The following is a 23,917-nucleotide window of genomic DNA, read 5'->3' on the forward strand; positions in this document are numbered from 1 at the left end:
ATCCGATCAGGGGGACCGGTGCAGCCGGGGCGCTGCAAGCAGGTCCAGGTTGTCTGAAATGGCCGCATCCACGTTCGGATAGCGGCCTTTCATTTTCGACAACGTCATGATGGTCTGCAGCGCCTTCAGGTCCTTGACCGATGGCGCGACCTTGATCTGCGCGATGGCTGCGGCGGGGTTGCCACCGTTGATCAATGCCATCACCTTGCTTGCCCAGTCGTTTGCGCGCGCCATGTCTTCACCTGCTTTCGTTCGAAGCGCCGACTGTACACAGCGCCGTGCCGATCACAGCCGGAACCGTCACGCCGTGCCTGCAAATCCTCCGAAGAAAGCGCGTGCGTTGGCTTCCAGGCTGTCGAGGTGATAGCCGCCTTCCTGGACGATCAGCGTAGGCAGCCCCAGCGCGCCTACGGCCTTGCCGAGACGGCCGAAACCCTCGGTCGTCACCGCGACCTGCGACTGGGGGTCGTCCTTGTAGATGTCGAACCCGAGGGCCAGGACCAGCGCGTCCGGCGCGAATCGTTGCAGCACGCCCGCCGCATCGCCGACGCGCTCGAAGAAGGCCGCTTCCGTCGCCCCGTGCGGCATCGGGAAATTGACGTTGAAGCCATCGCCGTCGCCGGCCCCGCGCTCGTCGTCGTAGCCGGCGACGGCAGGGTAGAAGTTGGTCGGGTCGCCGTGGATCGAGACATACAGCACGTCGCTGCGGTCGTAGAAGATTTCCTGCACCCCCTGGCCGTGGTGCATGTCGGTATCGAGGACCGCCACGCGAGCGAAGCGCCCGCGCAGCGCCTGGGCGGCGATGGCCGCGTTGTTGAGGTAGCAGAAGCCGCCAGCGGCATCGACGCGCGCATGGTGGCCGGGCGGGCGGCACAGTGCGTAGGCCGCAGGGGCGCCGTCGACGATGGCCGCCGCGCCGGCCACCGCGCTCTGGGCCGACCAGTACGCGGAGCGCCAGGTCTCGGCCCCGACCGGGCAGCTGCCGTCGGCAAGGTAGCGCGCCGCCTTGGCCAGCACGCCGCGCAGGCGGTTGGGCTCGCGCACGTAAACGTTCGACATCACCTCGTCGCCCCAGTCGGGCGGCATCTGCTTCCATTCGCCGTGCGCGTCCTCGAGAAAGCGCAGGTAGTCGGCACTGTGCACGGCGGCCAATGGCGCCATGCCGGCGTCGGCCGGCGTCCGGAGATCGAAGCCGAGCGATTGCACGGCGGCGACGAGCCGAAGTGCGCGGTCGGGAATTTCCTGCGGGGTGCGCATCTGTCCGCGCGACAGGTAGCTGCGCGGATGGTGCAGCAGCTGCTCTGGATGGAAGTAGGTCAGCATGGGCGATTCGGCACGGCCGCCGTGGAATTTGCTCGGCAGCCATGGTAGCGAGCAAGATCGGTGCCCATCGAGGGCATCGGATGGCGCGCGAATCGGCGGCATCCACATTGGTTACGATCACCCATGAGAAAAACCTTTCAGCTTCAGGTCGAGGGCAAGCACCCCGACCGTCTCCTCGAAGCCATCAAGCACGAGATCCGCAAGTACATCAAGCGCGAGCGGCGGCGCGAATTGCCCGAAGGCAGCGATTTCTGGGACTTCGATTGCAAGTTCGGCGCGGCCCAGGAATCCGCCGAAGTCATTCACCTTTCTGCCATCACGGGCCTCATCGACGGGGTGGTGAAGGAAGGCGGCAAGCAGTTCTACATCGAGATCCTGGCCAAGCCCGGCAAGCGCAAGCCGCGGCCTGAAGGCGAACAGGGCGCTGCCACCGATTCCGAAGAGGAATAACCGCCGTCAGGCCTGCGCCAGCGCCAGCCGCAGGCCGTACCGCTGCTCCGCATCCTGCAGCGAGCGCGCAATCGACGGGTGCAGCCGCACCCCGTTCCTGGCCTGCGCTTCCCGACGCTTCAAACCGCCTTCGCCCGGCAGCCGCACAGGCTTGGCCGGGTCGATGGGCACGTTGCCGCGACACTTCGCCGCCACATGGTCCATCTGGCGCAGGAAGGCATCCTTGCCGCCGAAGGCATTCAGGTCGTGCAGCGTGATGTGCACTGTCGCGCCCCAGCCCTCGGGCGGATCGGCCCGGCCGTGGCCCGCGAGGCCGGCCGTGAGCGTCTCGACCAGCAGCGCCATGCCGTAGCCCTTGTGGCCGTGGCTCAATCCGCCGACCGGCAGCAGCGTGCCAGGCGGCTGGTCGAACAGCACCTGCGGGTCGTTCGACGGCTTGCCGGCCGCGTCGATCAGCCATTCCTCGGCGAAGGTCTCGCCCGCTGCGCACTTGCGGTTGCTCATGCCGTTGGTGGTGATGGAGGCCGAGATGTCGACCATCACGCCGCCTTGCGAGAGCGGAAAACCCATGGCCAGCGGATTCGGCGTGAACACGGCCTGCGTGCCGCCGAAGGGCGCGACGCTGGCGGCATTGGGGTCGGAGCAGGCCAGCAGCATCAGCATGTCTTCCTGCAGCGCGCGCAACATGTAGACGGCGAGGCAGGCGATGTGGTGGCTGCGGCGGATGACGAGCGAGGCGGTGCCGAGTTCGCGGGCACGCGGAATCAGCAGATCCATGCCCTGGTCCATGAGCCAGGGACCGGGCAGGCGCTTACCGTCCCAGAGCACGGCGGCGGGGCGGTCGGACAGTACCTCGGGGGTGCCGTCGCGCGTCATGCCACCGGATTCCAGTTCCTTGACGTACCCGGCCAGCAGCGCGAGGCCGTGCGTGTCGTGTCCCAGCAGGTCGCCTTCGACGAGCGTGCGGGCGACGCTGTCGGCCATTGACGCGGCGAGCCCGGCTTTTTGCAGCAGGGCGCTCGCGTAGTCCTTGAGGGCTTCGGCGCGGTAGAGCGGGGCGGTGTCGGTCATGTCAGTGGTCCGTGTCTCGTTCGGGCGGTTGTTCTTTGGGGGGCTGTCGTTCAGGGCGCGTGCAAGGGCACCGGGTACGCTCCTGCGCGAATGTCCCCCGTCGGCATCATCGCCCCCCAACCATGCCCCCAATCGCTCATCGCAGTATTTCGAGAAGGCGGTCCAGTCCGCCTTCGTTGATTGCAACCATTGCCTGTTCACGCACCTTGGGTTTCGCGTGATAGGCCACCGACAGGCCGGCTTCGCCCATCATCGGGAGGTCGTTCGCGCCGTCGCCCACGGCGATGGTTTCCTGCGGCGAGATGCCCATGAGCGAAGCCACCTCGAGCAGCGTCCTGCGCTTTTCGGCGCCGTCGCAGATGTCGCCCCAGCTCTGCGTGACGACCTCGCCGGTGAGCTTGTCATCGGCTTCGTCGAGCAGATTGGAGCGCGCGAAGTCGATGCCCAGCCGGTCCTTCACCCGGTTCGCGAAGAAGGTGAAGCCACCGGACACCAGCAGCACCTTGAGGCCGGCTTTCTTGCAGGCTGCTACCAGTTCGCTCGCGCCCGGGTTGAGCTTCAGCCGCTCGTCGTACACCTGCTGCAGCGCCTCGACCGGCACACCCTGCAACAGCGCCACGCGGCGGCGCAGGCTTTCCTTGAAGTCCTTGATCTCGCCGCGCATCGTGGCCTCGGTGATGGCGGCGACCTCGGCCTTCTTGCCGACGGCATCGGCGATCTCGTCGATGCATTCGATGTTGATCAGCGTCGAGTCCATGTCGAACGCGATCAGCTTGAAGTCGGCGAGCCGCAACGGCGGCTTCACGCGCTGGATGACGAGGCCGGGGGAGATTTCTTGGGTAGCGCTCATGCGGTGACGGTTTCCTTGACGAGGGGTTGGCCCAGGCTGCGCAGCACGTCGCGCACCATCTGGGCTCGCTCTTTCGGCTCTTTCAGCTCGCGCTCGATGCGCAGCTTCTCGTTGCCGGCGAGCTTGATGTGCTTGTTCTTCTGGATCAGCTGGATGATGGCCATGCCATCGACCGGCGCATCTTTCTTGAACGTGATGTTGATGATGCCCGGCGCCGCGTCGACCTTGACCACGCCGTAGGGCCGCGCCAGCACGCGCAGGCGGTGCGTGTCGATCAGCGTCTGTGCCTGCGGCGGCAGCTTGCCGAAGCGGTCGACGATTTCTTCGAGCAGCGTGTCGATCTGGTCGGGCGTCTTCGCGGTGGCCAGCTTCTTGTAGAACGACAGGCGCAGGTGCACGTCGCCGCAGTAGTCGTCGGGCAGCAGGGCGGGCGCGTGCAGGTTGATCTCGGTGGTGACCGACAGCGGCGCAAGCAGGTCGGGCTCCTGGCCGGCCTTGAGCGAGCGCACGGCCTCGCTGAGCATCTCGTTGTAGAGCTGGAAGCCGATTTCCATCATGTTGCCGCTCTGGTTTTCGCCGAGCACCTCGCCGGTGCCGCGAATCTCAAGATCATGCATCGCAAGATAGAAGCCGGAGCCCAGCTCTTCCATCTGCTGGATGGCGTCGAGCCGCTGCGCCGCCTGCTTGGTCAGGCCCTCGGTGTCGGGCACCATGAGGTAGGCATAGGCTTGGTGGTGCGAGCGGCCGACGCGGCCGCGCAACTGGTGCAGCTGCGCCAGGCCGAACTTGTCGGCGCGGCTCATCACGATGGTGTTGGCGGTCGGCACGTCGATGCCGGTCTCGATGATGGTCGAGCACAGCAGCAGGTTGTAGCGCTGCGCCACGAAGTCGCGCATCACGCGCTCCAGCTCGCGCTCGGGCATCTGGCCATGGGCCACGGCGATGCGGGCCTCGGGCAATATTTCTTCCAGCTTCTGGCGCCGGTTCTCGATGGTCTCGACCTCGTTGTGCAGGAAGTAGACCTGCCCGCCGCGCTTGAGCTCGCGCAGCACGGCCTCGCGGATCACGCCCGTGCCTTCGTTGCGCACGAAGGTCTTGATGGCGAGGCGCCGTTGCGGTGCGGTTGCGATCACGCTGAGGTCGCGCAGGCCTTCGAGCGCCATGCCCAGCGTGCGCGGAATCGGCGTGGCCGTGAGCGTGAGCACGTCGACCTCGGCGCGCATGGCCTTCATCGCCTCCTTGTGGCGCACGCCGAAGCGGTGCTCCTCGTCGATGATGAGCAACCCCAGATTCTTGAACTTGACCGACTGCGACAGCAGCTTGTGCGTGCCGACCACGATGTCGACCTGGCCCTCGGCCAGCCCCTTGGCGGCGGTGGTGATTTCCTTGGCCGAGCGGAAGCGGCTCATCTCGGCCACCTTCACGGGCCACTTGGCGAAGCGGTCGACCAGCGTCTGGTAATGCTGCTCCGCCAGCAGCGTGGTGGGCGCGAGGAACGCGACCTGCTTGCCGCCGGTGACGGCGATGAAGGCGGCGCGCAGCGCCACCTCGGTCTTGCCGAAGCCCACGTCGCCGCACACGAGGCGGTCCATGGGCTGGGGCGAGATCATGTCCTGCACCACGGCGTGGATAGCGGCCTTCTGGTCGGCGGTTTCCTGGAAGCCGAAGTCGTTGGCGAACACCTCGTAGTCGGCCGGCGAGTAGCGGAAAGCATGGCCTTCGCGCGCGGCGCGGCGAGCGTAGATGTTGAGCAGTTCGGCAGCGGAGTCGCGCACCTGCTCGGCGGCCTTGCGCTTGGCCTTTTCCCATTGGCCGGAGCCCAGCTTGTGCAGCGGGGCCTCGTCGGCGCTCACGCCGGTGTAGCGGCTGATCTGGTGCAGCTGCGACACGGGCACGTAGAGCGTGGCCTTGTCGGCGTACTCCAGGTGCAGCATTTCCTGCAGCAGCGGCTTGCCGTCGGGGCCGCTGCCCTGGCCCAGGTCCATGTGGATCAGGCCGCGGTAGCGGCCGATGCCGTGCGCGGTGTGGACCACCGGGTCGCCGACGTTGAGTTCCGACAGGTCCTTGATCAGCGCCTCGACGTCGCTGACCTGCTCCTGCTTCTTGTTGCGCCGGCGCGTGGTGGGCGCGGTGGCGAACAGTTCGGTCTCGGTGACGAGGTCGATCCCCTGCTCGCGCCAGGCGAAGCCCGAGGCCAGCGCGGCGGTGGCGATGCCGACCTTTTCGTCGGCAGAGGCTTCGAACTCGGCCAGCGAGTCGAAGGCCGGCGGGCTCACGCCGCTGGCGCGCAGGAAGTCGAGCAGGCTCTCGCGGCGGCCGTCGCTCTCGGCGATCAGCAGCACGCGGTGGGGCGTGGCCTTGATGTGGGCCTTGAGCCCGACCAGCGGGTCTTCCGCGCCGCGCACCACGGCGAAGGGCGGCAGCTTGTCGAATTCGGCGTAGGGCGCTTCCGTGGGCACGTCGCCGCGGATGGCGAGTTGCGCGTGCGGCTTGGCGCGCTGGTAGAACTGCTCGGCGTTCAGGAACAGCGCCTCGGGCGGCAGGGCGGGGCGCTCGGGGTCGCCACGCACCAGCCGGTAGCGTTCGTTCGTGTCCTGCCAGAAATGCTGGAACGCAGGTTCGAGGTCGCCGTGCAGCACCACCGTGGCGTCTGCGCCCAGGTAGTCGAACACCGTGGCCGTCTCGTCGAAGAACAGCGGCAGGTAGTACTCGATGCCGGCGGTGGCCACGCCGTTGCCCATGTCCTTGTAGATGCGGCTCTTGGTCGGGTCGCCCTCGAGCAGTTCGCGCCAGCGGCTGCGAAAGCGCGCTCGCGCGTCGTCGTCCATCGGGAATTCGCGGCCCGGCAGCAGGCGCACCTCGGGCACGGGGTAGAGGCTGCGCTGGGTGTCCGGGTCGAAGGTGCGGATCGTGTCGATCTCGTCGTCGAACAGGTCGACGCGAAACGGCACCGGCGAGCCCATGGGGAACAGGTCGATCAGGCCGCCGCGCACCGCGTATTCGCCGGGGCTGACCACCTGCGTCACGTGGGTGTAGCCGGCCAGCGTGAGCTGGGCCTTGAGCTTCGATTCCTCGAGCTTCTGCTTGGCCTTGAAGTGGAAGGTGTAGCCGGCCAGGAAGGCCGGGGGTGCGAGTCGGTAGAGGGCGGTGGTGGCGGGCACCAGCACCACGTCGGCCTCCTTCTGGCTGATGCGCCAGAGGGTGGCCAGGCGCTCGCTGATCAGGTCCTGGTGGGGCGAGAAGCTGTCGTAGGGCAGCGTCTCCCAGTCGGGGAACAAGGCGCATCGCAGGTCGGGCGCGAAGAAGGCGATTTCATCGATCAGGCGCTGCGCGTCGTTGGCGTCGGCCGTGAACATCGCCGTGGCGCGCCCGGCGGCTTTCTCGCGCATGGCCAGCTGCGCCAGCAGCAGTGCATCGGCCGACAACGGGGGACGCGGCAGCGTGAAACGCTTGCCCGCCGTGAGGTGGGGGAGGTCCATGGAACGCTTACTGGAAATGCACAACACCCCGCGCCGGTTGGCGAGGGGTGTGCGTAGCGGTCGATTCTAGAATGGCGGCCCTTTATTCGCTTGCTGGCCAGCGCCGGCGCCGGGCCCTCATGTCCTCTTCCCGACTTTTCGTGCTGATCCCATGCGCCGGCTCCGGCCATCGTGCGGGGCATGCGCAGTCCGCGCTGCCCAAGCAGTACCGACGCCTGGCCGGCCTGCCGATGGTGGCCCACACGCTGGAGGCCTTCCGCGCGCTGGCGGGGCGCTTCGCCGGGCTGGCGCTGGTGGTGTCGCCGGACGACCGCGACGTGGATGCGGTGCTGCCGCGCTTTCCCGCCGAAAACGAATACCTGCTGCGCGTGGGCGGCGTGACCCGCGCGGCCACGGTGCGCAACGGCCTGGTGGCACTGCGGCAGAAGGGCGCAGGCGCGCACGACTGGGTGCTGGTGCACGACGCGGCGCGCTGCCTCGTCACGTCGAGCCAGATCGAGGCGCTGATTGCGGCCTGCGAGCACGACGCTGTGGGCGGCCTGCTGGCGCACCGGCTGGCGGACACACTGAAGGCGTCGACGGCCGAGAGCCGAGTAGCCCAGACGCTGTCGCGCGCCGACAAGTGGCTGGCGCAGACGCCGCAGATGTTCCGCATCGGCATGCTGCTCGACGCGCTGGAGCGCACGGGCGACACCGTGACCGACGAGGCCAGCGCCATAGAGGCCATCGGCCTGTCGCCGCTGCTGGTGCAGGGTAGCGCGCAGAACTTCAAGGTGACGTTCCCCGAGGACTTCGCATTGGCCGAGGCGGTCCTGCAGGGCCGCAAGAAGGGCATTGCATGACGAGCGCCTTCAACATCCGTGTCGGCGAGGGCTGGGACATTCACCAGCTGGTGGCGGGGCGCAAGCTGATCCTGGGCGGTGTCGAGGTGCCGCACACCACCGGCCTGCTGGGGCATTCCGATGCCGACGTGCTGCTGCACGCCATCACCGACGCCCTGCTGGGTGGCGCGGGGCTCGGCGACATCGGCCGGCATTTTCCGGATACCGACGAGCAGTTCCGCGGTGCCGATTCGTCGGTGCTGCTGGCCGAGGCGGCGCGCCGGGTGCGCGCGGCGGGCTGGGAGATCGGCAACGTCGACAGCACCGTGATCGCGCAGGCGCCCAAACTCGCGCCTCACATTCCGCTCATGTGCCAGCGAATCGCCGGCACGCTCGGCATTGCGGTCGGCCAGGTGAACGTGAAAGCCAAGACGGCCGAGAAGCTCGGCCCGGTGGGCGAGGGCCGCGCGATGGAAGCCCGCGCGGCCGTACTTCTGCATCGCTGAGGCCTCCGCGGGCTCAGGCTGGCTTCCTGCCTCCCGGCAGCTCACCCGGCTTCGGCGCCGGCATCGCGCGCGGCATCCTGATGTGCGCCGCCAGGCCGCGGCCCGGCGTGCTGGTCAGCGCGAAGGTGCCACCCATGCGCTCGATGTTCTTCGCCACGATCGACAGGCCCAGGCCCGCGCCGGCTGCCGAGGTGCGCGCCGTGTCGCCGCGGAAGAAGGGCTTGGTCAGCTGCGAGAGCAGGGCGGGCTCGACGCCTGCGCCGTGGTCGCGCACCTTGATCAGCACCGCGTCGTTGTTGGCCTGTGCCTGGATCGTGACGTCGGCCACGCCTGTGGAGGGCGATTTGCCATAGCGCCGCGCGTTCTCCACCAGGTTGGAGATCACGCGCGTGAGTTCGACTTCATCGCCCATCACGCGCAGGTCGGACGGCACCTCGACCTTGATGTTCATCTCCTCGTAGTCCTGCACCGCATAGGTGCAGGCGTCGACCACGTCGCGCAGCAGCACCGGACGAGGATCGACATGGTCGGGCCGCGCGTAGTCGAGGAACTTGTCGATGATCGCGTCGAGCTGGGCGATGTCGGCCGCCATGTGGTCGCGCGCGTCCTCGTCGGCCACGCTCATCTCCGTTTCCAGCCGCAGCCGGGCCAGCGGCGTTCGCAGGTCATGCGAGATGCCGGCCAGCATGATGGCGCGGTCCTGCTCGATCTTGGCGAGCTGGTCCGCCATGCGGTTGAAGCCGATGTTGACGGCGCGGATCTCGTTGGTGCGGGCTCGTTCGTCGAGCCGGTGCGCCTCGTACTCGCCTTCGCGCACCTGCATGGTCGCGCGCGACAGCTGCTTGAGCGGCAGGTTGATGAGCCGCGTAATCAGCGCCGCGCCGGCCAGCGAGAGCGCCATCGCCGTGCTGAGCCAGACCAGCCAGGTACGCCCTCCCACGCGGCTGAAGCGCGTGGGGTCGAGCAGCAGCCAGTAGGTGTCGCTCTCGATGGTGAAGCCGATCCAGAGACCCGCCTCGTCGTTCACGCGGCTGGCCACCGTGGTGCCTTCACCGAGCTGATCAATCAGCTCCTCGGTCACGCGCAGGTCGAGCGCGCCGCTGGTGTAGGGCTGGAACCGGTCGTTGGGTTCGCGCGGCAGGATGCGCACGCCCTCCTGGTCGGCCAGCGTCTTGATGAGCGACACCCGGGTTATCGCGTCCGAATACACCAGCGCCGCGCGCGTGAGGTTCACGAGCGAGGCGATCTGGTGCGCGGTCTGGATGGCGCGCGGCTCATATTCGAGCGAGCGGAAGGTCTGCAGCCAGGCGACCGTGCAGCCGATGAGCAGCAGCGCCAGCAGAAAGAAGGTGCGCCAGAAAAGGCTGAACCCCAGCTTGAGGCCGGGGCGGCGGTCACGTTGCGCGCTCGCTTCGAGCGGGCTCGGCATCGTGACCTGCACGCCGTCCTCCTGGGCCGCGCCGGGTCTGGTGGGTTGGCCGACGGCCACCTGTCAACGGCGCGTCAGGCCGTGCCGTCCGGCACGAACACGTAGCCGACGCCCCAGACGGTCTGGATGTAGCGCGGCGCCGCGGCGTCGGACTCGACCAGCTTGCGCAGGCGCGAGATCTGCACGTCCAGGCTGCGGTCGAAGGGCTCGAACTCGCGCCCGCGCGCCAGCTGGGCCAGCTTTTCGCGCGACAGCGGTTGACGCGGATGGCGCACGAGCGCCTTCAGCATCGCGAACTCGCCGGTGGTCAGCGAGAGTTCTTCGCCATCCTTCTTCAGGGTGCGCGAGCCGAGGTCGAAGGCGAACGGGCCGAAAGTGACGGTCTCGTTCTCGGTAGAAGGGGCGCCCGGCGCCTCCAGCGGCGGACGGCGGCGCAGCACGGCGTGCACACGGGCCAGCAGTTCGCGCGGGTTGAAAGGCTTGCCGAGATAGTCGTCGGCGCCGACTTCGAGGCCGACGATGCGGTCCACGTCCTCGCCCTTGGCGGTGAGCATGATGATCGGGGTGCGGTCGTTGGCGGCCCGCAGGCGGCGGCAGACCGAGAGGCCGTCTTCGCCGGGCATCATCAGGTCGAGCACGATCAGGTCGACCGTGTCGCGCAACAGGATGCGGTTGAGCGCCTTGCCGTCCTCGGCCACGATCACTTCGAAACCTTCTTGCGTCAGGTAGCGGCGCAGGAGGTCGCGGATGCGGGCGTCGTCGTCGACGATCACGATCTTGTCGGTGCGAGCGGGAACTTGAGTCATTTCTACAACGATGAATTTGTAACAGGGCCGATTCTGAAGGCGTTAAGGCTCCGTTGAGCCGGATTTACTTATGGTTTGACACTAAGTTACAAAACTTGCGGACGCTCGCGGTCTGGTCATCCGACGTTAGCGGGGAGGTGGCAAAGTCCCATTTCCTGATGACTTGTGCTCAATGAGACGTCCATTTTTCGCCCTGCCGTTCATCCTCGTTTTCGCCTGCGGTTCGTCGCTGGCGATGTCCGGCGATTTCTTCAGGGTGGGCGAAGTGCGCCGCAGCGAAGTCCGGGACGCGGTGGCGGCCCATCGTGCCGCGCAGCGCGAGGAGGTCCGCCGCGAACAGGCGGCCGCGGGCAGGCGCCTGACCGCCGCCGAACTGTTCGAGCTGCGGCAGCAGGTTCGCGGCCAATGGACCCCGCCCGCGACGGGTGCTTTGCTCAATTCGGCAGAATCGCAGCCGGCCGAGCGGATCGTGCCGGTGCCGCCGCCCGCGGCCCGCCCGTCCTTGACCGCACCGCGCAGCCAGCGCCGCTGACGCGCGAGCCTGCGGGCGCAGGCTTGTCTTTCATACCAACTCAGGGGAGTACTTCGTCTTGAAGAAAACAATCAAATTGCTCGCGGCGTGCGCCGCCCTGGCCGCCGCCGGCACCGCACTGGCCCAGAACGCTGCGCCGGTACCGCAGAACGTGCTGCAGCTGGCGGCTTCCGGCACGGTCGAAGTGCAGCAGGACATGCTGAGCATGACGCTCGTGACCACCCGCGACGCCCCTGACGCGGCCGCCGTGCAGACGCAGCTGAAGGCCGCGCTCGACGCGGCCCTGGCCGAAGCAAAGAAGAATGCCCAGGCGGGCCAGCTCGACGTGCGCACCGGCAACTTCAGCCTGTCGCCGCGCTATTCCAAGGACGGCAAGATCAACGGTTGGCAGGGCTCGACCGAGCTGGTGCTCGAGGGACGCGACTTCCCGCGCATCACCCAGACGGCCGGCCGCATCACGACGCTCAGCGTGGGCAACGTGGGCTTCGGCTTGAGCCGTGAGCAGCGCGCCAAGACCGAAACCGAGGCGCAGAACATCGCCATCGAGAACTTCAAGCAGAAGGCCGGCGAGCTGGCCAAGGGCTTCGGCTTCAGCGGCTACACGCTGCGCGAGGTATCGGTGAACGCGAACGACGGTGGCCCGATCCGCCCGCGCATGATGGCGGTGCAGGCCAAGTCGTTCTCGTCCGACTCGACGGTCCCGGTCGAAGCCGGCAAGACCAGCGTCGTGGTGAGCGTGTCGGGCTCGGTGCAGCTCAAGTAAGGGGCGCGCGTACCGGCAGGCTACCCTTTATTGGGCAGTCCAGCCGCCGTCCATGGCCCAGGCGACGCCTCGGACCTGATCGGCCGCCGGCGAGCACAGGAAGACGGCCAGGCCGCCCAACTGCTCGACGGTGGTGAACTGCAGCGATGGCTGCTTTTCGCCCAGCAGCTCGTTCTGCGCCTGCGCCGCCGTGATGCCTTCGCGCGCCGCGCGGTCGTCGATCTGCTTTTGCACCAGCTGGGTCAGCACCCAGCCGGGGCAGATTGCATTGGCAGTGACGCCGGTGGTCGCGGTTTCGAGCGCGACCGACTTGGTCAGGCCGACGATGCCGTGCTTGGCGGCGACATAGGCCGATTTCTGCGCGGATGCCACGAGGCCATGGGCCGACGCGATATTGATGACGCGGCCCCAGTTGGCTTCGCGCATCGCGGGAATCGCCAGCCGCGTCGTATGGAATGCGCTGGTGAGATTGATGGCGATGATCGCATCCCAGCGTTCGGTGGGAAAGTCTTCGACCTTGGCCACATGCTGGATGCCGGCGTTGTTCACGAGGATGTCGACGCGGCCGAACTTCGACGCGGCGAACTTCATCATGTCTTCGATCTGGTCGGGTTTGCTCATGTCGGCGCCGTGGTACTCGGCGCGCACGCCGAGCGCCTCGATCTGGGCCTTGGGGGCTTCGGCATCGCCGAAGCCGTTGAGCACGATGTGTGCGCCCTGCTGGGCGAGAGCCTTGGCGATGGCGAGGCCAATGCCACTGGTGGACCCCGTGACAAGCGCGGTTTTGCCTTTGAGCATGAAGATCAATCTCCGGATGAATTAGGATGCGACGAGACAATTATCCGCACCAGGACGACTTCGTTTTCATGACAGAACCGACGCTTCATTACGTGGCGTGCGATGACGCCCAAGGCGGCCATCGCATGGCCTATTGGCAATGGGGCGACGCGCGCAGTGCGCATGTCGTGATCTGCGTGCACGGGCTGACCCGGCAGGGCCGCGATTTCGACCTGTTGGCTCAGGCCATCGTGGCGCGCGCTGCCGGCGATGTGCGCGTGGTCTGCCCCGACGTGGTGGGCCGTGGGCGCAGCGACTGGCTGCGCGACCCCGCTTTCTATCAGGTGCCGGTGTATGCGGCCGACATGGTCGCGTTGATCGCGCAGCTCCATCGCGAGCAGGCCATCGGCACGCTCGACTACCTCGGCACCAGCATGGGCGGGCTGATCGGCTTCGTGCTCGCGGGCCACAAGGAACTGCCGCTGGCGCGGCCCATCCGCCGCTTCATCGCGAACGATGTCGGTCCGACGATCGAGCCGGCCGCAGTGCAGCGCATCGGCGCCTACGTAGGGAAGAACGGTTCCTACGCGAGCGTGCAGGCGGCGGCCGATGCCATGTGGACGTTGTCGACCAGCTTCGGGCCGCACACGCCCGCGCAGTGGCTGGCGCTGTCGCAGCACATGGTGGTGCCCGCGTCGCAGCGCACTGCCGATGGTTCGGCCAAGGCCGAGGCTGGCGGCGACGAGGGGGCCTGGCTGCTTCACTACGACCCCGCCATCGGCGTGGCGCTGCGCGCCATCACGCCCGAGGCCGCGGCGCAGGGCGGCGCGATCATGTGGAGCCTGTACGACGCCATCGAGGCGCGCACGCTCGTCACGCGGGGCGCCGAATCGGATCTGTTGTCGCGCGAAACCGCACTGGCCATGACACAGCGCGGCCCGCACGCCACGCTGGTCGAGTTCGAAGGCGTGGGCCACGCGCCGACCTTTGTCGATCCCCTGCAGATCGCCGCTGTCACCAACTTCCTGTTCGATTGATTGATTGAAGCGTGAAGCGCGATTCCTCGAGTCTCCAGACGGCACCCATGTCCGACGCGGCCATGGTCGACTATCCGTTGTCCGCGGCAACGGCCGACCGTACGCCGGTGATGGAAAACATGCTGGCGCGCGCGCGTGCGTTCGCCGAACCGCTGATCGCCGACGAGAAGCTCGACACGGGCGAGAACTCGCTCGCGCATGCCGACGCGGTTGCCGCCATCGTCGCGAAGATGGGTGGCTCCGAGGCCATGCAGGCGGCGAGCTATCTGGTTTATTCGTGTCAGCACCTGAATCGCCCGCAGGAGGTGATCGCCAAGGTGTTCGGCGACAACTTTGCAGCGCTCGCCGTCGAGACGACCAAGCTGGTGCGTGTGCAGGAGCAGGCCCGCTCCGCGTCGCAGGGGCATCACGTCGAAGGCGCGGGCGCGCAGACCGAGAACGTGCGCAAGATGCTGCTTGCGTTCTCGCGCGACCTTCGCGTGGTGATGCTGCGGCTGGCTTCGCGCCTGCAGACGCTGCGGCATGCGGCCGCAAGCAAGCAGCCTGCGCCCGAGAGCGTGGCTCGCGAGTCGTTGCAGGTGTTCGCGCCACTGGCCAACCGGCTGGGTATCTGGCAGGTGAAGTGGGAGATCGAGGACCTCTCGTTCCGCTTCCTCGAGCCCGAAACCTACAAGCTGATCGCGCGCCTGCTCGACGAAAAGCGCATCGAGCGCGAGGGGCACATCGAGCAACTGCGCTCGCAGCTCGAGCACGAACTGCAGGCCGAAGGCGTCAAGGCCACTGTGCAGGGGCGCCCCAAGAACATCTACAGCATCGTCAAGAAGATGCGCGGCAAGTCGCTCGACTTCGAGCAGGTCTTCGACATCCTCGCACTGCGCGTGGTGGTGCCCGACGTCAAGGATTGCTACGCGGCGCTGGCGTGGGTGCATTCGCACTTCCAGCCGATCGACGAGGAGTTCGACGACTACATCGCGCGGCCCAAGCCCAACGGCTATCAGTCGCTGCACACGGTGGTGCGCGAGCTGGTGGATGGCAAGGCGGGCAAGCCGATCGAGATCCAGATCCGCACCGAAGAAATGCATGACCACGCCGAGCATGGCGTGGCGGCGCACTGGGCCTACAAGGAAGCGGGCCACAAGGGCTACGCGGGCGTATGGGCGAGTGGCGAGTACGACGCGAAGATCGCGGTGCTGCGGCAACTGCTGGCATGGGAGCGCGATCTGTCGGGCGGCCTGCAGGGTCAGGGTCTGTTCGACGACCGCATCTATGTGCTGACGCCCAATGCCGCCATCGTCGAGTTGCCGCAGGGCGCGACGCCGGTCGACTTTGCCTACACCGTGCACACCACGCTGGGCCATCGCTGCCGCGGAGCGCGCGTCGATGGTGCGATGGTGCCGTTGAACACGCCGCTGTCGAACGGGCAGACGGTCGAGATCATCGCGGCCAAGGAGGGCGGTCCGTCGCGCGACTGGCTCAATGCTGAACTGGGCTATCTGGCCAGCCATCGTGCGCGCGCGAAGGTGCGCGCATGGTTCAACGCACAGATCACGCACGAGACCGTGGCGCGCGGACGCGAAGCGGTCGAGAAGCTGCTGCAGCGCGAAGGCAAGACAGCAGTGCGGCTCGAAGACCTGGCGTCGCAGCTCGGCTTCAAGTCGGCGGACCACCTGTTCGAAGTGGTGGGCAAGGACGAGTTCTCGCTGCGCAACATCGAGACGCTGCTGCGTCCGCCCGAGCCCGCACCGGGGCCGGATGACGGCGTGCTTATCAAGAAAGCGCGCGGCAGCGAAAAATCGGGCAAGGGCGGCGTGCTGGTGGTGGGCGTGTCTTCGCTGATGACGCAGCTCGCCAAGTGCTGCAAGCCCGCGCCGCCCGATGCCATTCGCGGCTTCGTCACGCGGGGCCATGGCGTCAGCGTGCACCGCGGCGATTGCAGCAACTTCCGCACGATGGCAGCGAAGGATGGCGAGCGCGTTATCGATGTGGAGTGGGGCGTTGCGAAGAAGGGTGCCGATGCGCCTGTGTATGCGGTGGACGTGGCCGTCGAGGCGGCCGACCGCCAAGGGTTGCTGCGCGATATCTCCGACGTGTTTGCGCGCGAGAAGATGAACGTGATCGGCGTGCAGACGCAGTCGATCAAGGGCACGGCGTGGATGACGTTCACTGTGGAAATCGCAGATGCCGCGCGGCTCACGCAGGTCCTTGGGCTGGTCACTGCAGTTATTGGTGTGCGATCTGCACGTCGCCGCTGAAAAGCGCGTTTTCTCCTGCTACAATAGCTGCTTCTCGGACACATCCTTAGGCGCGTAGCTCAGCTGGTTAGAGCACCACCTTGACATGGTGGGGGTCGTTGGTTCGAGTCCAATCGCGCCTACCAATTTCTGTTTCAACCCCGGCCAACCACCGGACCCGTTGAACAGAGCATGCACCGGGTTCCCCGGTGCACATATCGTCCCATTTGCGGTGATGCGGAAAAAGCCCTCGACCATGTTGTTGTGCTACCTTGGCCTCTCTGCATCCTCATTCCATTTTTCTTGACAAGCGATCCGATGAATACGCGATCAACGCTGGTTGATCGGGCTCATGCCGACAGGCGCCTTGCGGCGCTGTTGAAGCAGGCTCCCATCGAGTTTGCGCGTGCTGTCTACGGCATCAACGACCACGCGGGTGGACGTACCGACACGATGGCGGCGCGCGAAGTGGCGCGTGCCCAACGCCAGGGCATGCCCTTGACCGAAGAGCGCGCCGAACAGCGCGCTCGTGCCTACCTGCCGACCGTGGGGCAGGAGCACTGTCCGCGCTGCTGGGTGGTCTACGGCCAAAAAACACCGCTGCGTTTTCGAGAGGCCGACGAAGAGCGGCCCGAGTCGGCCGCCTGCCATGCGTGCGGCGCGGAGTACGCGACATCGTCGGATTGAGGAAGGCGGCGAGCCCGGTCAGGGTAAACCTTGTCGCGGCGCAGCAAAACCGCTCCCTAGAATCATCCGATGACATGGGCGTCCATGTGAAGGAGTCCGCAGTGCAGAGCAAGAAGTCCGGGGTCAAGCCGGTACAGCGTGTGATCAAGAAGTACCCCAACCGAAGGCTCTACGACACCGAGACATCCACGTACATCACGCTGACCGAGGTGAAGCAGTTGGTCATCCAGAACGCCCAGTTCGTGGTGCGCGATGCCAAGACGGGCGACGACCTCACTCGCAGCATCCTGCTGCAGATCATTCTCGAAGAAGAAGCGGGCGGCGCGCCGATGTTCACCGAGCAGGTCCTGGCCAACATCATCCGGTTCTATGGACAGGCTATGCAGGGCTACATGGGGCCGTATCTCGAGAAGAACATCCAGGCCATGACCGAGGTGCAGGCACAGTTGGCCGAGAAGGCCGAGGGGCTGACGCCGGAAATGTGGTCGCGCTTCATGACCATGCAGTCTCCGATGCTGCAGGGGCTGATGGGCAATTACGTCGAGCAATCGAAGAACGTTTTCCTGCAGATGCAGGAGCAGATGCAAAAAAACACCGAACAGGTACTGGGGGCCTTTGGCATCAAGCGCCCTTGAATGCCCAGCCGTCACCGATAGCTGGGACAATAGAGGCATATGAGCGAAGTTGCCTCCCCCGAACGTACGGCCACGCCGGCCGCCCCCAAGGTCGGATTCGTGAGCCTGGGCTGTCCCAAGGCCCTTACCGATTCCGAACTGATCCTGACCCAGCTGAGTGCCGAGGGTTATCAAACCGCCAAGACTTTCGAAGGCGCCGATCTAGTGATCGTCAACACCTGCGGCTTCATCGACGATGCCGTGAAGGAGAGCCTCGACACCATCGGTGAGGCTTTGGCCGAGAACGGCCGTGTGATCGTCACTGGCTGCCTGGGCGCCAAGACTGGCGACCAGGGGGGCAACCTGGTGCGCCAGATGCACCCGAGCGTGCTGGCCGTGACCGGTCCGCATGCCACGCAGGAGGTGATGGACGCGGTGCATGCGAACCTGCCGAAGCCGCACGATCCGTTTATCGACCTGGTGCCGAACACCTTCGGCGTTGCCGGCCTCAAGCTGACGCCGCGCCACTACGCCTACCTGAAGATCAGCGAAGGCTGCAACCACCGCTGCACCTTCTGCATCATTCCCTCGATGCGCGGCGACCTCGTGTCGCGGCCGGTCGGAGATGTTCTGAGCGAGGCGAAGGCCCTGTTCGAAGGCGGCGTGAAAGAACTGCTGGTGATCAGCCAGGACACTTCGGCCTATGGCGTCGACGTGAAGTACCGCACCGGGTTCTGGGATGGCAAGCCGGTCAAGACCCGCATGCTCGAACTGGTGCGCACGCTGGGTGAAATCGCCGAGCCCTACGGCGCATGGGTCCGTTTGCACTACGTGTACCCGTATCCGAGCGTCGACGAAGTCATTCCGCTCATGGCCAGCGGCCAGGTGCTGCCGTACCTCGACGTGCCGTTGCAGCACAGCCATCCCGATGTGCTGAAGCGCATGAAGCGCCCGGCCAGTGGCGAGAAGAATCTGGAGCGGCTGGCGCGCTGGCGCGAGGTGTGCCCGGAGCTTGTGATCCGCAGCACCTTCATCGCCGGCTTTCCTGGCGAGACGGAGCGGGAGTTCGAGCATCTGCTCGACTTCATCCGGGAAGCCGAGATCGATCGTGCTGGTTGCTTTGCCTACAGCCCGGTCGAGGGCGCGACCGCCAATGACATTCCCGGCATGCTGCCCGAGCCGGAGCGTGAAGCGCGTCGCGCCCGCTTCATGGAGGTGGCGGAGATCGTATCGATCGCCAAGCTGCAGAAGCGTGTTGGCTCGACGATGCAGGTGCTGGTTGATTCGGCGCCGGGCATGGGCCGCAAGGGTGGAGTGGGGCGCACGTACGCCGATGCGCCGGAGATCGACGGCACGGTTCGCCTGCTGCCGCCCGAGAAGATCAGCAAGACGCTGAAGGTGGGTGAGTTCACTCGCGCCCGCATCGTGGGCGCCGAGGGCCATGACTTGATCGCGCTGCCCGTTTGATGCTTCAGATTCAAGCGGACAAGAAAAAAGCCACCGGAGGCCGGTGGCTTGAATCGAATGACCCGGTAAGGGTCTTGTTGAATCTGGTGCCCAGAAGAGGACTCGAACCTCCACGATGTTACTCGCTAGTACCTGAAACTAGTGCGTCTACCAATTCCGCCATCTGGGCTTGTTTTTGCTTTTCAGCAAAGATTGCGATTATACATATTTTTGCGAAGCAACTTTGCTGCGCCGGCTGCTCGATGCAAATTCAAGCAGCCATGAAAAAAGCCACCGGAGGCCGGTGGCTTGAATCGAATGACCTGGTAAAGGTCTGTTTAAACTTGGTGCCCAGAAGAGGACTCGAACCTCCACGATGTTACTCGCTAGTACCTGAAACTAGTGCGTCTACCAATTCCGCCATCTGGGCCCACAGAACTGCCGAAGCAGTTATGTTTTGAATTTCAGGAAAGAAGGAGATCATATCAAAAATAATGTCACTTCCAGCGGCTTGCTGGATGAATTCGAAGGAACCGTTCAAGGGCATCGTGACGGGCATGGCTTCGTTCAGCGCGATGACGGCGAGGCAGACATCTACCTGCCCCCGAACGAGATGCGCGCGGTGCTGCACAAGGACCGCGTCAAGGCGCGCGTTGTGCGCCAGGACCGCCGCGGCCGTCCCGAGGGGCGCGTGGTGGAGATCGTCGAGCGTCCCGAGCAGCCCATCATCGGCCGCCTGCTGCACGAAGGCGGCATCTGGCTTGTTGCGCCGGAAGACAAGCGCTACGGACAGGACGTCCTGATTCCCAAGGGCGCCACCGGTCCCGCAAAGGTGGGGCAGGTGGTGGTCGTGCAACTCACCGAGCCGCCGGCGTTGTTCGGCCAGCCGGTGGGCCGCGTGAAGGAAGTGCTGGGCGAGATCGACGACCCCGGCATGGAGATCGAGATCGCCGTGCGCAAGTACGGCGTGCCGCATGAATTTTCCGCAGAGTGCCTGGCCGAGGCCAAGGCGCTGCCAGAGAGGGTTCGTCCCGCCGACAAGAAGGGGCGCGTGGACCTCACCGACATTCCGCTCGTCACCATCGACGGTGAAGACGCGCGCGACTTCGACGACGCCGTGTACTGCGAGCCTGCGAAGGTGGGCCGTGGCAAGGGCTGGCGCTTGCTGGTTGCGATCGCCGACGTCAGCGCCTACGTGCAGACGGGTTCGGGCATCGACATCGACGCCTACGACCGCGCCACCAGCGTCTACTTCCCGCGCCGCGTCATTCCGATGCTGCCCGAGAAGTTGTCGAACGGCCTGTGCTCGCTGAACCCCGAGGTCGAGCGCCTGTGCATGGTGTGCGACATGCTCGTGGCCGCAGACGGCGAGATCTACGCTTACCAGTTCTATCCGGCCGTGATGTTCAGCCATGCGCGCTTCACGTACACCGAAGTGGCGGCCATCCTCGGCAACACACGCGGCCCCGAAGCTGCCAAGCGCAAGGACCGCGTCAAGGATCTGCTGAACCTCGCCGATGTCTACAAGGCGCTGCTCAAGCAACGCGGCAAGCGCGGCGCGGTCGACTTCGAAACCACCGAGACGCAGATCATCTGCGACGACGCCGGGCGCATCGAAAAGATCGTTCCGCGCACGCGCAACGAAGCGCACCGCCTGATCGAGGAAGCGATGCTCGCGGCCAACGTCTGCAGCGCCGACTTCATCGCCGAAGGCAAGCACCCGGGCCTGTACCGCGTGCACGAAGGCCCGACGCCTGAGAAGAAGGAAATCCTGCGTGGCTACCTGAAGGCGATGGGCGTGGGCCTGAGCATCACCGACGACCCCAGGCCGGGCGAGTTCCAGGCGATTGCCGAGGCCACGAAAGAGCGCCCCGATGCGCAGCAGATCCACACCATGCTGCTGCGCTCGATGCAGCAGGCGATCTACACGCCGATCAACAGCGGCCACTTCGGCCTGGCCTACGAGGCTTACACGCATTTCACGAGCCCGATCCGGCGCTATCCGGATTTGCTGGTGCATCGTGTGATCAAGGCGATCCTCGGCAAGACGCGCTACCAGCTGCCGATGCTGCCCACGCCCGGCGAAGCGCACGCCAAACTGGCCAAGCGGCTTGCGTCGCGCGTGAAGGCGCCGACCAACAAGCCGCAGAAGGCCACTGTGGCGCCAAGCAAGGAAGTGCTCGCATGGGAGGCCGCGGGCCTGCATTGCAGCGCCAACGAGCGCCGAGCCGACGAAGCCAGCCGTGACGTCGAGGCGTGGCTCAAGTGCAAGTACATGCGCGAGCACCTCGGCGAGGAATACGGCGGTGTGGTCACGGCCGCCACGACTTTCGGCATCTTCGTCACGCTCGATGCGATGTACGTCGAGGGCCTGGTGCACATCACCGAGCTTGGCGGCGAGTACTTCAAGTTCGACGAGATGCGCCAGGAATTGCGCGGCGAGCGCACCGGCATCCGCTACGCCATCGGCACGCGGGTGCGGGTGCAGGTGAGCCGCGTCGACCTCGACGGCCGCAAGATCGACTTCCGCCTCGTGCGCGAAGGCGAAGAACTGGCGACCCGTGCCATGAAGGACAAGGGCGTGGCATCGGGCGTGCCGGTCAAGGCCTCGGCCAAGCGCAGCACGCGCCACAAGGCTGAAGCCGGCAACGCCGAGCCGCGCGCGGAGCGCGGTTCCTCGCCTGCAGCAGGACCGCAGTCGGCAATGCAGGCCTTCAAGTCGGCGGTCAAGAAGGCCGCCAACAAGATGAAGGGGCGCAAGCCGCGCCGATGAAGCCCAGGCCGCACGAACCATCGACCAACCCAAGAAGAGAAGGAGACACACAGCATGAGCGCTGAAGACAACAAGGGCCGCATCGCCATCGTCACGGGGGCGGGCTCCGGCATCGGCCGCGCAGCCGCACTGGCGCTGTTGGGCGACGGCTGGAGCGTGGCGCTGGCGGGGCGCCGCCTGGAGCCGCTGGAACAGGTGGCGCAAGAATCGAGTGCCGGCGCGCGCGCCTTCGCGGTGCCGACCGACGTGGCCAATGCGGACTCGGTGCAAGCCCTGTTCGCGGCCACGGTCGAGCGCTTCGGCCGTGTCGACCTGCTGTTCAACAACGCCGGCGTGGGCAACCCGCCGGGCCCGTTCGAGGACTGGACGCCCGCGCAGTGGCAGGGTGTTGTCGACATCAACCTGACGGGCATGTTCTTCTGCATCCAGCAGGCGTTCCGCACGATGAAGGCGCAAACGCCGCAGGGGGGCCGCATCATCAACAACGGCTCCATCTCGGCCACCGCGCCGCGGCCGAACTCGGCTGCCTATACGGCGACCAAGCATGCGGTCGAAGGGCTGACGAAAACTGCGTCGCTCGATGGCCGCAAGTACGACATCGCGGTGGGGCAGGTCGACGTCGGCAATGCCATGACCGAACTGGCCGCACGCATGGCCAAGGGCGTGCCGCAAGCCAACGGCGAACTTGCGATCGAGCCGCTGATTGACGTCAAGATCGTGGGCCAGTCGGTGCTCTACATGGCAAACCTGCCGCTGGAAGCCAACGTGCTGTTCCACACCATCATGGCGACGAAGATGCCCTTCGTCGGGCGCGGCTAAGCGCCGTCAGGCGGACGCACGGCGGGCCAGCGTGCCGGCCGTGAGCGGGGCGGCATCGGCCGGCCAGGTATCGGCGATGTGGCCGTGCTGCCAGACGGCTTCGTGCGCCGCCTCGAAGGCTGGCTGGCGCATGGCCAGTGCCGCGCCGATCATGCCGGCCAGCACGTCGCCGGTGCCGGCCGTCGCGAGGCGCGCATTGCCGGTCAGGTTGATGATGGGTGGTGCGCCGCGGGCATCGGCAACCACAGTGCCTGAACCCTTGAGCACTGTCACGACACCGAAGCGCGCGGCGAGTTGGCGGGCTGCGGCCAGCCTGTCGGCCTGGACCTCGCCGACCGGGCAGCCCAGCAGGCGCGCCGCCTCCAGCGGATGCGGCGTGATCACGGTGGGTGCTCCGCCTTTTCCTCGCAGTACCAATTGGGCTTGCAGCGCGCCATCGGCCGCGATGGCATTGAGCGCGTCGGCATCGAGTACCAGTGCGGCCGCCGTCGAGAGCGCGCGCGGCAGCAGTTCGACCACGGCCTTTGCGCCGCCGCATCCGCACACTGCTGTCATGCCTGACAGGTCGAGCGTTCGGGCGTCGCGCAGCATCAGTTCGGGTTGCGCGATGTCGACGGGGGCCGCGCTCGGATCGAGCAGCCCGACGAATACGCGCCCCGCACCGCTGTGCAAAGCCGCCGACCCGGCCAGCAGCGCGGCTCCTGCCATGCCGAGCGCGCCACCGATCACCGCGACATCGCCAAAACTGCCCTTGTGCGACGCATGTGCGCGCCGCCGAGCTTCGGGCGCCCCGGCGATCCGGGCCGCGGGTTGATCCTTGAATGCGCCGCAACCCAGATCGTCGAACCACACGGCGCCTGCCGCATCGCGGCCCTGGGCGGTGAACAGGCCGGGCTTCAGCGTGAGGAAGGTGACGCAGCTGCGCGTCGATGTCTGGGTAGGTTCGATGCCGTGGGTTAGCGTGCCCGTGTCGGCATTCAGGCCCGATGGCACGTCGACGCTGAGCACCGGCCGGGCACTTGCATGCATATTCGCCAGCCATTCGGCCATCGTGCCTTCGGGTGGCCGAGTCGATCCAATGCCGAGCATCGCGTCGATGACCAGTTCATAGGCCGAAGGCGGTGTCGATGCGAATGTCACGCCTGCGTCGCGGGCGCGCTGCAGCGATGCCTTGGCGTCCGGCGGCAAGCGGCTTTCATCCCCCAGGAAGGTGACGACCGGAAAGAAGCCCCTGTGCCGCAACTGCGCAGCGGCCTCGAAGCCATCGCCGCCGTTGTTGCCTGGCCCGCAGGCCACCCAGATCGTCCGTGCATGCGGCGCGATCGCCATTGCCAGCCGTGCGACTGCGAGGCCGGCACGCTGCATCAGCGCGTGCGCGGGCAGGGCGGCCGCCGCAGCCTGTTCGATGCGGCGCGTGGCGGCGATGTCGAACAGCTCGGCAATGGTGGCGGACGTGATGCGTTGCATCGGCGCATTGTGCCGTCGCGTCGTCTCCTTATCATC

General features: G+C 66.4%; 21 protein-coding genes and 3 tRNA genes. 13 read left to right on the forward strand and 11 right to left on the reverse strand.

Going from position 1 to position 23,917, the window contains the following annotated elements:
* Positions 1-6: 6 nt before the first annotated feature.
* Positions 7-234, reverse strand: coding sequence for a hypothetical protein (locus ACEN9N_RS08430; protein ID WP_007837035.1), 228 nt, complete (start codon positions 232-234; stop codon positions 7-9).
* 66 nt (positions 235-300) lie between these two features.
* A complete protein-coding gene (locus ACEN9N_RS08435; protein ID WP_495655855.1) occupies positions 301-1,323 on the reverse strand; it encodes a histone deacetylase family protein in 1,023 nt (340 codons plus the stop codon).
* Between the two features lie 123 nt (positions 1,324-1,446).
* Between ACEN9N_RS08435 and ACEN9N_RS08440 the strand changes: the two genes are divergently transcribed.
* Positions 1,447-1,773, forward strand: coding sequence for a DUF6172 family protein (locus ACEN9N_RS08440; protein WP_007837030.1), 327 nt, complete (start codon positions 1,447-1,449; stop codon positions 1,771-1,773).
* 6 nt (positions 1,774-1,779) lie between these two features.
* On the opposite strand, the gene ACEN9N_RS08445 is transcribed toward ACEN9N_RS08440, so the two are convergent.
* From ACEN9N_RS08445 to mfd, 3 genes are all read right to left on the reverse strand, one after another.
* Positions 1,780-2,844, reverse strand: coding sequence for an Ldh family oxidoreductase (locus ACEN9N_RS08445; RefSeq protein WP_495655856.1), 1,065 nt, complete (start codon positions 2,842-2,844; stop codon positions 1,780-1,782).
* 136 nt (positions 2,845-2,980) lie between these two features.
* Entirely contained in the window at positions 2,981-3,694 is a 714-nt protein-coding gene (gene serB / locus ACEN9N_RS08450) for a phosphoserine phosphatase SerB (protein WP_413313906.1), read from the reverse strand.
* Complete coding sequence (gene mfd, locus ACEN9N_RS08455) at positions 3,691-7,173, reverse strand: transcription-repair coupling factor (RefSeq protein WP_495655857.1); 3,483 nt, start codon at positions 7,171-7,173, stop codon at positions 3,691-3,693. The genes serB and mfd overlap by 4 nt, the downstream gene beginning before the upstream one ends.
* 119 nt (positions 7,174-7,292) lie before the next feature.
* Here mfd and ispD point away from each other — a divergent pair, with 119 nt between their 5' ends.
* Together ispD and ispF are read left to right on the forward strand one after the other, a co-directional pair.
* Positions 7,293-8,015 carry a 2-C-methyl-D-erythritol 4-phosphate cytidylyltransferase gene (ispD, locus tag ACEN9N_RS08460; protein WP_007837023.1) on the forward strand — a complete coding sequence of 241 codons (723 nt, stop codon included), beginning with the start codon at positions 7,293-7,295 and terminating at the stop codon, positions 8,013-8,015.
* The gene (ispF, locus tag ACEN9N_RS08465; protein WP_413313908.1) at positions 8,012-8,500 is read left to right on the forward strand and encodes a 2-C-methyl-D-erythritol 2,4-cyclodiphosphate synthase; all 489 of its coding nucleotides are present in this window, start codon (positions 8,012-8,014) and stop codon (positions 8,498-8,500) included. Before ispD ends, ispF begins: the two co-directional genes overlap by 4 nt.
* A gap of 13 nt (positions 8,501-8,513) precedes the next feature.
* Here ispF and ACEN9N_RS08470 read toward each other — a convergent pair whose 3' ends face one another.
* Both ACEN9N_RS08470 and ompR read right to left on the reverse strand, forming a co-directional pair.
* A complete protein-coding gene (locus ACEN9N_RS08470; RefSeq protein WP_042674038.1) occupies positions 8,514-9,929 on the reverse strand; it encodes a sensor histidine kinase family protein in 1,416 nt (471 codons plus the stop codon).
* A 74-nt stretch (positions 9,930-10,003) separates the two neighbouring features.
* Entirely contained in the window at positions 10,004-10,735 is a 732-nt protein-coding gene (gene ompR / locus ACEN9N_RS08475; RefSeq protein ID WP_007837017.1) for an osmolarity response regulator transcription factor OmpR, read from the reverse strand.
* A gap of 172 nt (positions 10,736-10,907) precedes the next feature.
* Here ompR and ACEN9N_RS08480 point away from each other — a divergent pair, with 172 nt between their 5' ends.
* The gene (locus ACEN9N_RS08480; RefSeq protein ID WP_413313909.1) at positions 10,908-11,267 is read left to right on the forward strand and encodes a hypothetical protein; all 360 of its coding nucleotides are present in this window, start codon (positions 10,908-10,910) and stop codon (positions 11,265-11,267) included.
* Positions 11,268-11,325: 58 nt separating this feature from the next.
* Positions 11,326-12,030, forward strand: a complete 705-nt coding sequence (locus ACEN9N_RS08485) for an SIMPL domain-containing protein (RefSeq protein ID WP_413313910.1) — start codon at positions 11,326-11,328, stop codon at positions 12,028-12,030.
* Positions 12,031-12,057: 27 nt separating this feature from the next.
* Here ACEN9N_RS08485 and ACEN9N_RS08490 read toward each other — a convergent pair whose 3' ends face one another.
* On the reverse strand, positions 12,058-12,828 hold the full coding sequence (locus tag ACEN9N_RS08490) for a 3-hydroxybutyrate dehydrogenase (protein WP_056519156.1): 771 nt from the start codon (positions 12,826-12,828) through the stop codon (positions 12,058-12,060).
* Between the two features lie 26 nt (positions 12,829-12,854).
* Between ACEN9N_RS08490 and ACEN9N_RS08495 the strand changes: the two genes are divergently transcribed.
* The 6 genes from ACEN9N_RS08495 to rimO all read left to right on the forward strand — a co-directional run bounded on the left by ACEN9N_RS08495 (position 12,855) and on the right by rimO (position 18,843).
* On the forward strand, positions 12,855-13,844 hold the full coding sequence (locus tag ACEN9N_RS08495; RefSeq protein WP_413313924.1) for an alpha/beta fold hydrolase: 990 nt from the start codon (positions 12,855-12,857) through the stop codon (positions 13,842-13,844).
* Positions 13,845-13,891: 47 nt separating this feature from the next.
* Positions 13,892-16,096, forward strand: coding sequence for a RelA/SpoT family protein (locus tag ACEN9N_RS08500; RefSeq protein WP_495655858.1), 2,205 nt, complete (start codon positions 13,892-13,894; stop codon positions 16,094-16,096).
* 48 nt (positions 16,097-16,144) lie between these two features.
* Positions 16,145-16,221: transfer RNA gene (locus ACEN9N_RS08505), tRNA-Val, on the forward strand.
* 172 nt (positions 16,222-16,393) lie between these two features.
* Complete coding sequence (locus ACEN9N_RS08510) at positions 16,394-16,762, forward strand: hypothetical protein (protein ID WP_495655859.1); 369 nt, start codon at positions 16,394-16,396, stop codon at positions 16,760-16,762.
* 74 nt (positions 16,763-16,836) lie between these two features.
* Entirely contained in the window at positions 16,837-17,397 is a 561-nt protein-coding gene (phaR, locus tag ACEN9N_RS08515) for a polyhydroxyalkanoate synthesis repressor PhaR (protein ID WP_007837005.1), read from the forward strand.
* 39 nt (positions 17,398-17,436) lie between these two features.
* Positions 17,437-18,843, forward strand: a complete 1,407-nt coding sequence (rimO, locus tag ACEN9N_RS08520) for a 30S ribosomal protein S12 methylthiotransferase RimO (protein ID WP_413313925.1) — start codon at positions 17,437-17,439, stop codon at positions 18,841-18,843.
* Positions 18,844-18,927: 84 nt separating this feature from the next.
* Here rimO and ACEN9N_RS08525 read toward each other — a convergent pair.
* Positions 18,928-19,012 (reverse strand) — tRNA-Leu (locus ACEN9N_RS08525).
* Positions 19,013-19,167: 155 nt separating this feature from the next.
* Positions 19,168-19,252 (reverse strand) — tRNA-Leu (locus ACEN9N_RS08530).
* Positions 19,253-19,333: 81 nt separating this feature from the next.
* Between ACEN9N_RS08530 and rnr the strand changes: the two genes are divergently transcribed.
* Together rnr and ACEN9N_RS08540 are read left to right on the forward strand one after the other, a co-directional pair.
* Positions 19,334-21,595, forward strand: coding sequence for a ribonuclease R (rnr, locus tag ACEN9N_RS08535; RefSeq protein ID WP_413315772.1), 2,262 nt, complete (start codon positions 19,334-19,336; stop codon positions 21,593-21,595).
* Positions 21,596-21,649: 54 nt separating this feature from the next.
* Positions 21,650-22,414, forward strand: a complete 765-nt coding sequence (locus tag ACEN9N_RS08540) for an SDR family oxidoreductase (RefSeq protein ID WP_495655860.1) — start codon at positions 21,650-21,652, stop codon at positions 22,412-22,414.
* A 6-nt stretch (positions 22,415-22,420) separates the two neighbouring features.
* Here the strand turns inward: ACEN9N_RS08540 and ACEN9N_RS08545 are convergent, their stop codons facing one another.
* Positions 22,421-23,881, reverse strand: a complete 1,461-nt coding sequence (locus ACEN9N_RS08545) for an NAD(P)H-hydrate dehydratase (protein WP_495655861.1) — start codon at positions 23,879-23,881, stop codon at positions 22,421-22,423.
* Positions 23,882-23,917: the final 36 nt, after the last annotated feature.

This window comes from Variovorax sp. Varisp46 (genome assembly GCF_059491885.1).

Excerpts from the sequence above, each read along its gene's own strand:
- ACEN9N_RS08430 (WP_007837035.1), bottom strand. The coding sequence starts at position 234 with ATGGCGCGCGCAAACGACTGGGCAAGCAAGGTGATGGCATTGATCAAC.
- ACEN9N_RS08435 (WP_495655855.1), bottom strand. The coding sequence starts at position 1,323 with ATGCTGACCTACTTCCATCCAGAGCAGCTGCTGCACCATCCGCGCAGC.
- ACEN9N_RS08440 (WP_007837030.1), top strand. The coding sequence starts at position 1,447 with ATGAGAAAAACCTTTCAGCTTCAGGTCGAGGGCAAGCACCCCGACCGT.
- ACEN9N_RS08445 (WP_495655856.1), bottom strand. The coding sequence starts at position 2,844 with ATGACCGACACCGCCCCGCTCTACCGCGCCGAAGCCCTCAAGGACTAC.
- serB (WP_413313906.1), bottom strand. The coding sequence starts at position 3,694 with ATGAGCGCTACCCAAGAAATCTCCCCCGGCCTCGTCATCCAGCGCGTG.
- mfd (WP_495655857.1), bottom strand. The coding sequence starts at position 7,173 with ATGGACCTCCCCCACCTCACGGCGGGCAAGCGTTTCACGCTGCCGCGT.
- ispD (WP_007837023.1), top strand. The coding sequence starts at position 7,293 with ATGTCCTCTTCCCGACTTTTCGTGCTGATCCCATGCGCCGGCTCCGGC.
- ispF (WP_413313908.1), top strand. The coding sequence starts at position 8,012 with ATGACGAGCGCCTTCAACATCCGTGTCGGCGAGGGCTGGGACATTCAC.
- ACEN9N_RS08470 (WP_042674038.1), bottom strand. The coding sequence starts at position 9,929 with ATGCCGAGCCCGCTCGAAGCGAGCGCGCAACGTGACCGCCGCCCCGGC.
- ompR (WP_007837017.1), bottom strand. The coding sequence starts at position 10,735 with ATGACTCAAGTTCCCGCTCGCACCGACAAGATCGTGATCGTCGACGAC.
- ACEN9N_RS08480 (WP_413313909.1), top strand. The coding sequence starts at position 10,908 with ATGAGACGTCCATTTTTCGCCCTGCCGTTCATCCTCGTTTTCGCCTGC.
- ACEN9N_RS08490 (WP_056519156.1), bottom strand. The coding sequence starts at position 12,828 with ATGCTCAAAGGCAAAACCGCGCTTGTCACGGGGTCCACCAGTGGCATT.
- ACEN9N_RS08495 (WP_413313924.1), top strand. The coding sequence starts at position 12,855 with ATGCGACGAGACAATTATCCGCACCAGGACGACTTCGTTTTCATGACA.
- ACEN9N_RS08500 (WP_495655858.1), top strand. The coding sequence starts at position 13,892 with ATGTCCGACGCGGCCATGGTCGACTATCCGTTGTCCGCGGCAACGGCC.
- ACEN9N_RS08510 (WP_495655859.1), top strand. The coding sequence starts at position 16,394 with ATGAATACGCGATCAACGCTGGTTGATCGGGCTCATGCCGACAGGCGC.
- phaR (WP_007837005.1), top strand. The coding sequence starts at position 16,837 with ATGGGCGTCCATGTGAAGGAGTCCGCAGTGCAGAGCAAGAAGTCCGGG.
- rimO (WP_413313925.1), top strand. The coding sequence starts at position 17,437 with ATGAGCGAAGTTGCCTCCCCCGAACGTACGGCCACGCCGGCCGCCCCC.
- ACEN9N_RS08540 (WP_495655860.1), top strand. The coding sequence starts at position 21,650 with ATGAGCGCTGAAGACAACAAGGGCCGCATCGCCATCGTCACGGGGGCG.
- ACEN9N_RS08545 (WP_495655861.1), bottom strand. The coding sequence starts at position 23,881 with ATGCAACGCATCACGTCCGCCACCATTGCCGAGCTGTTCGACATCGCC.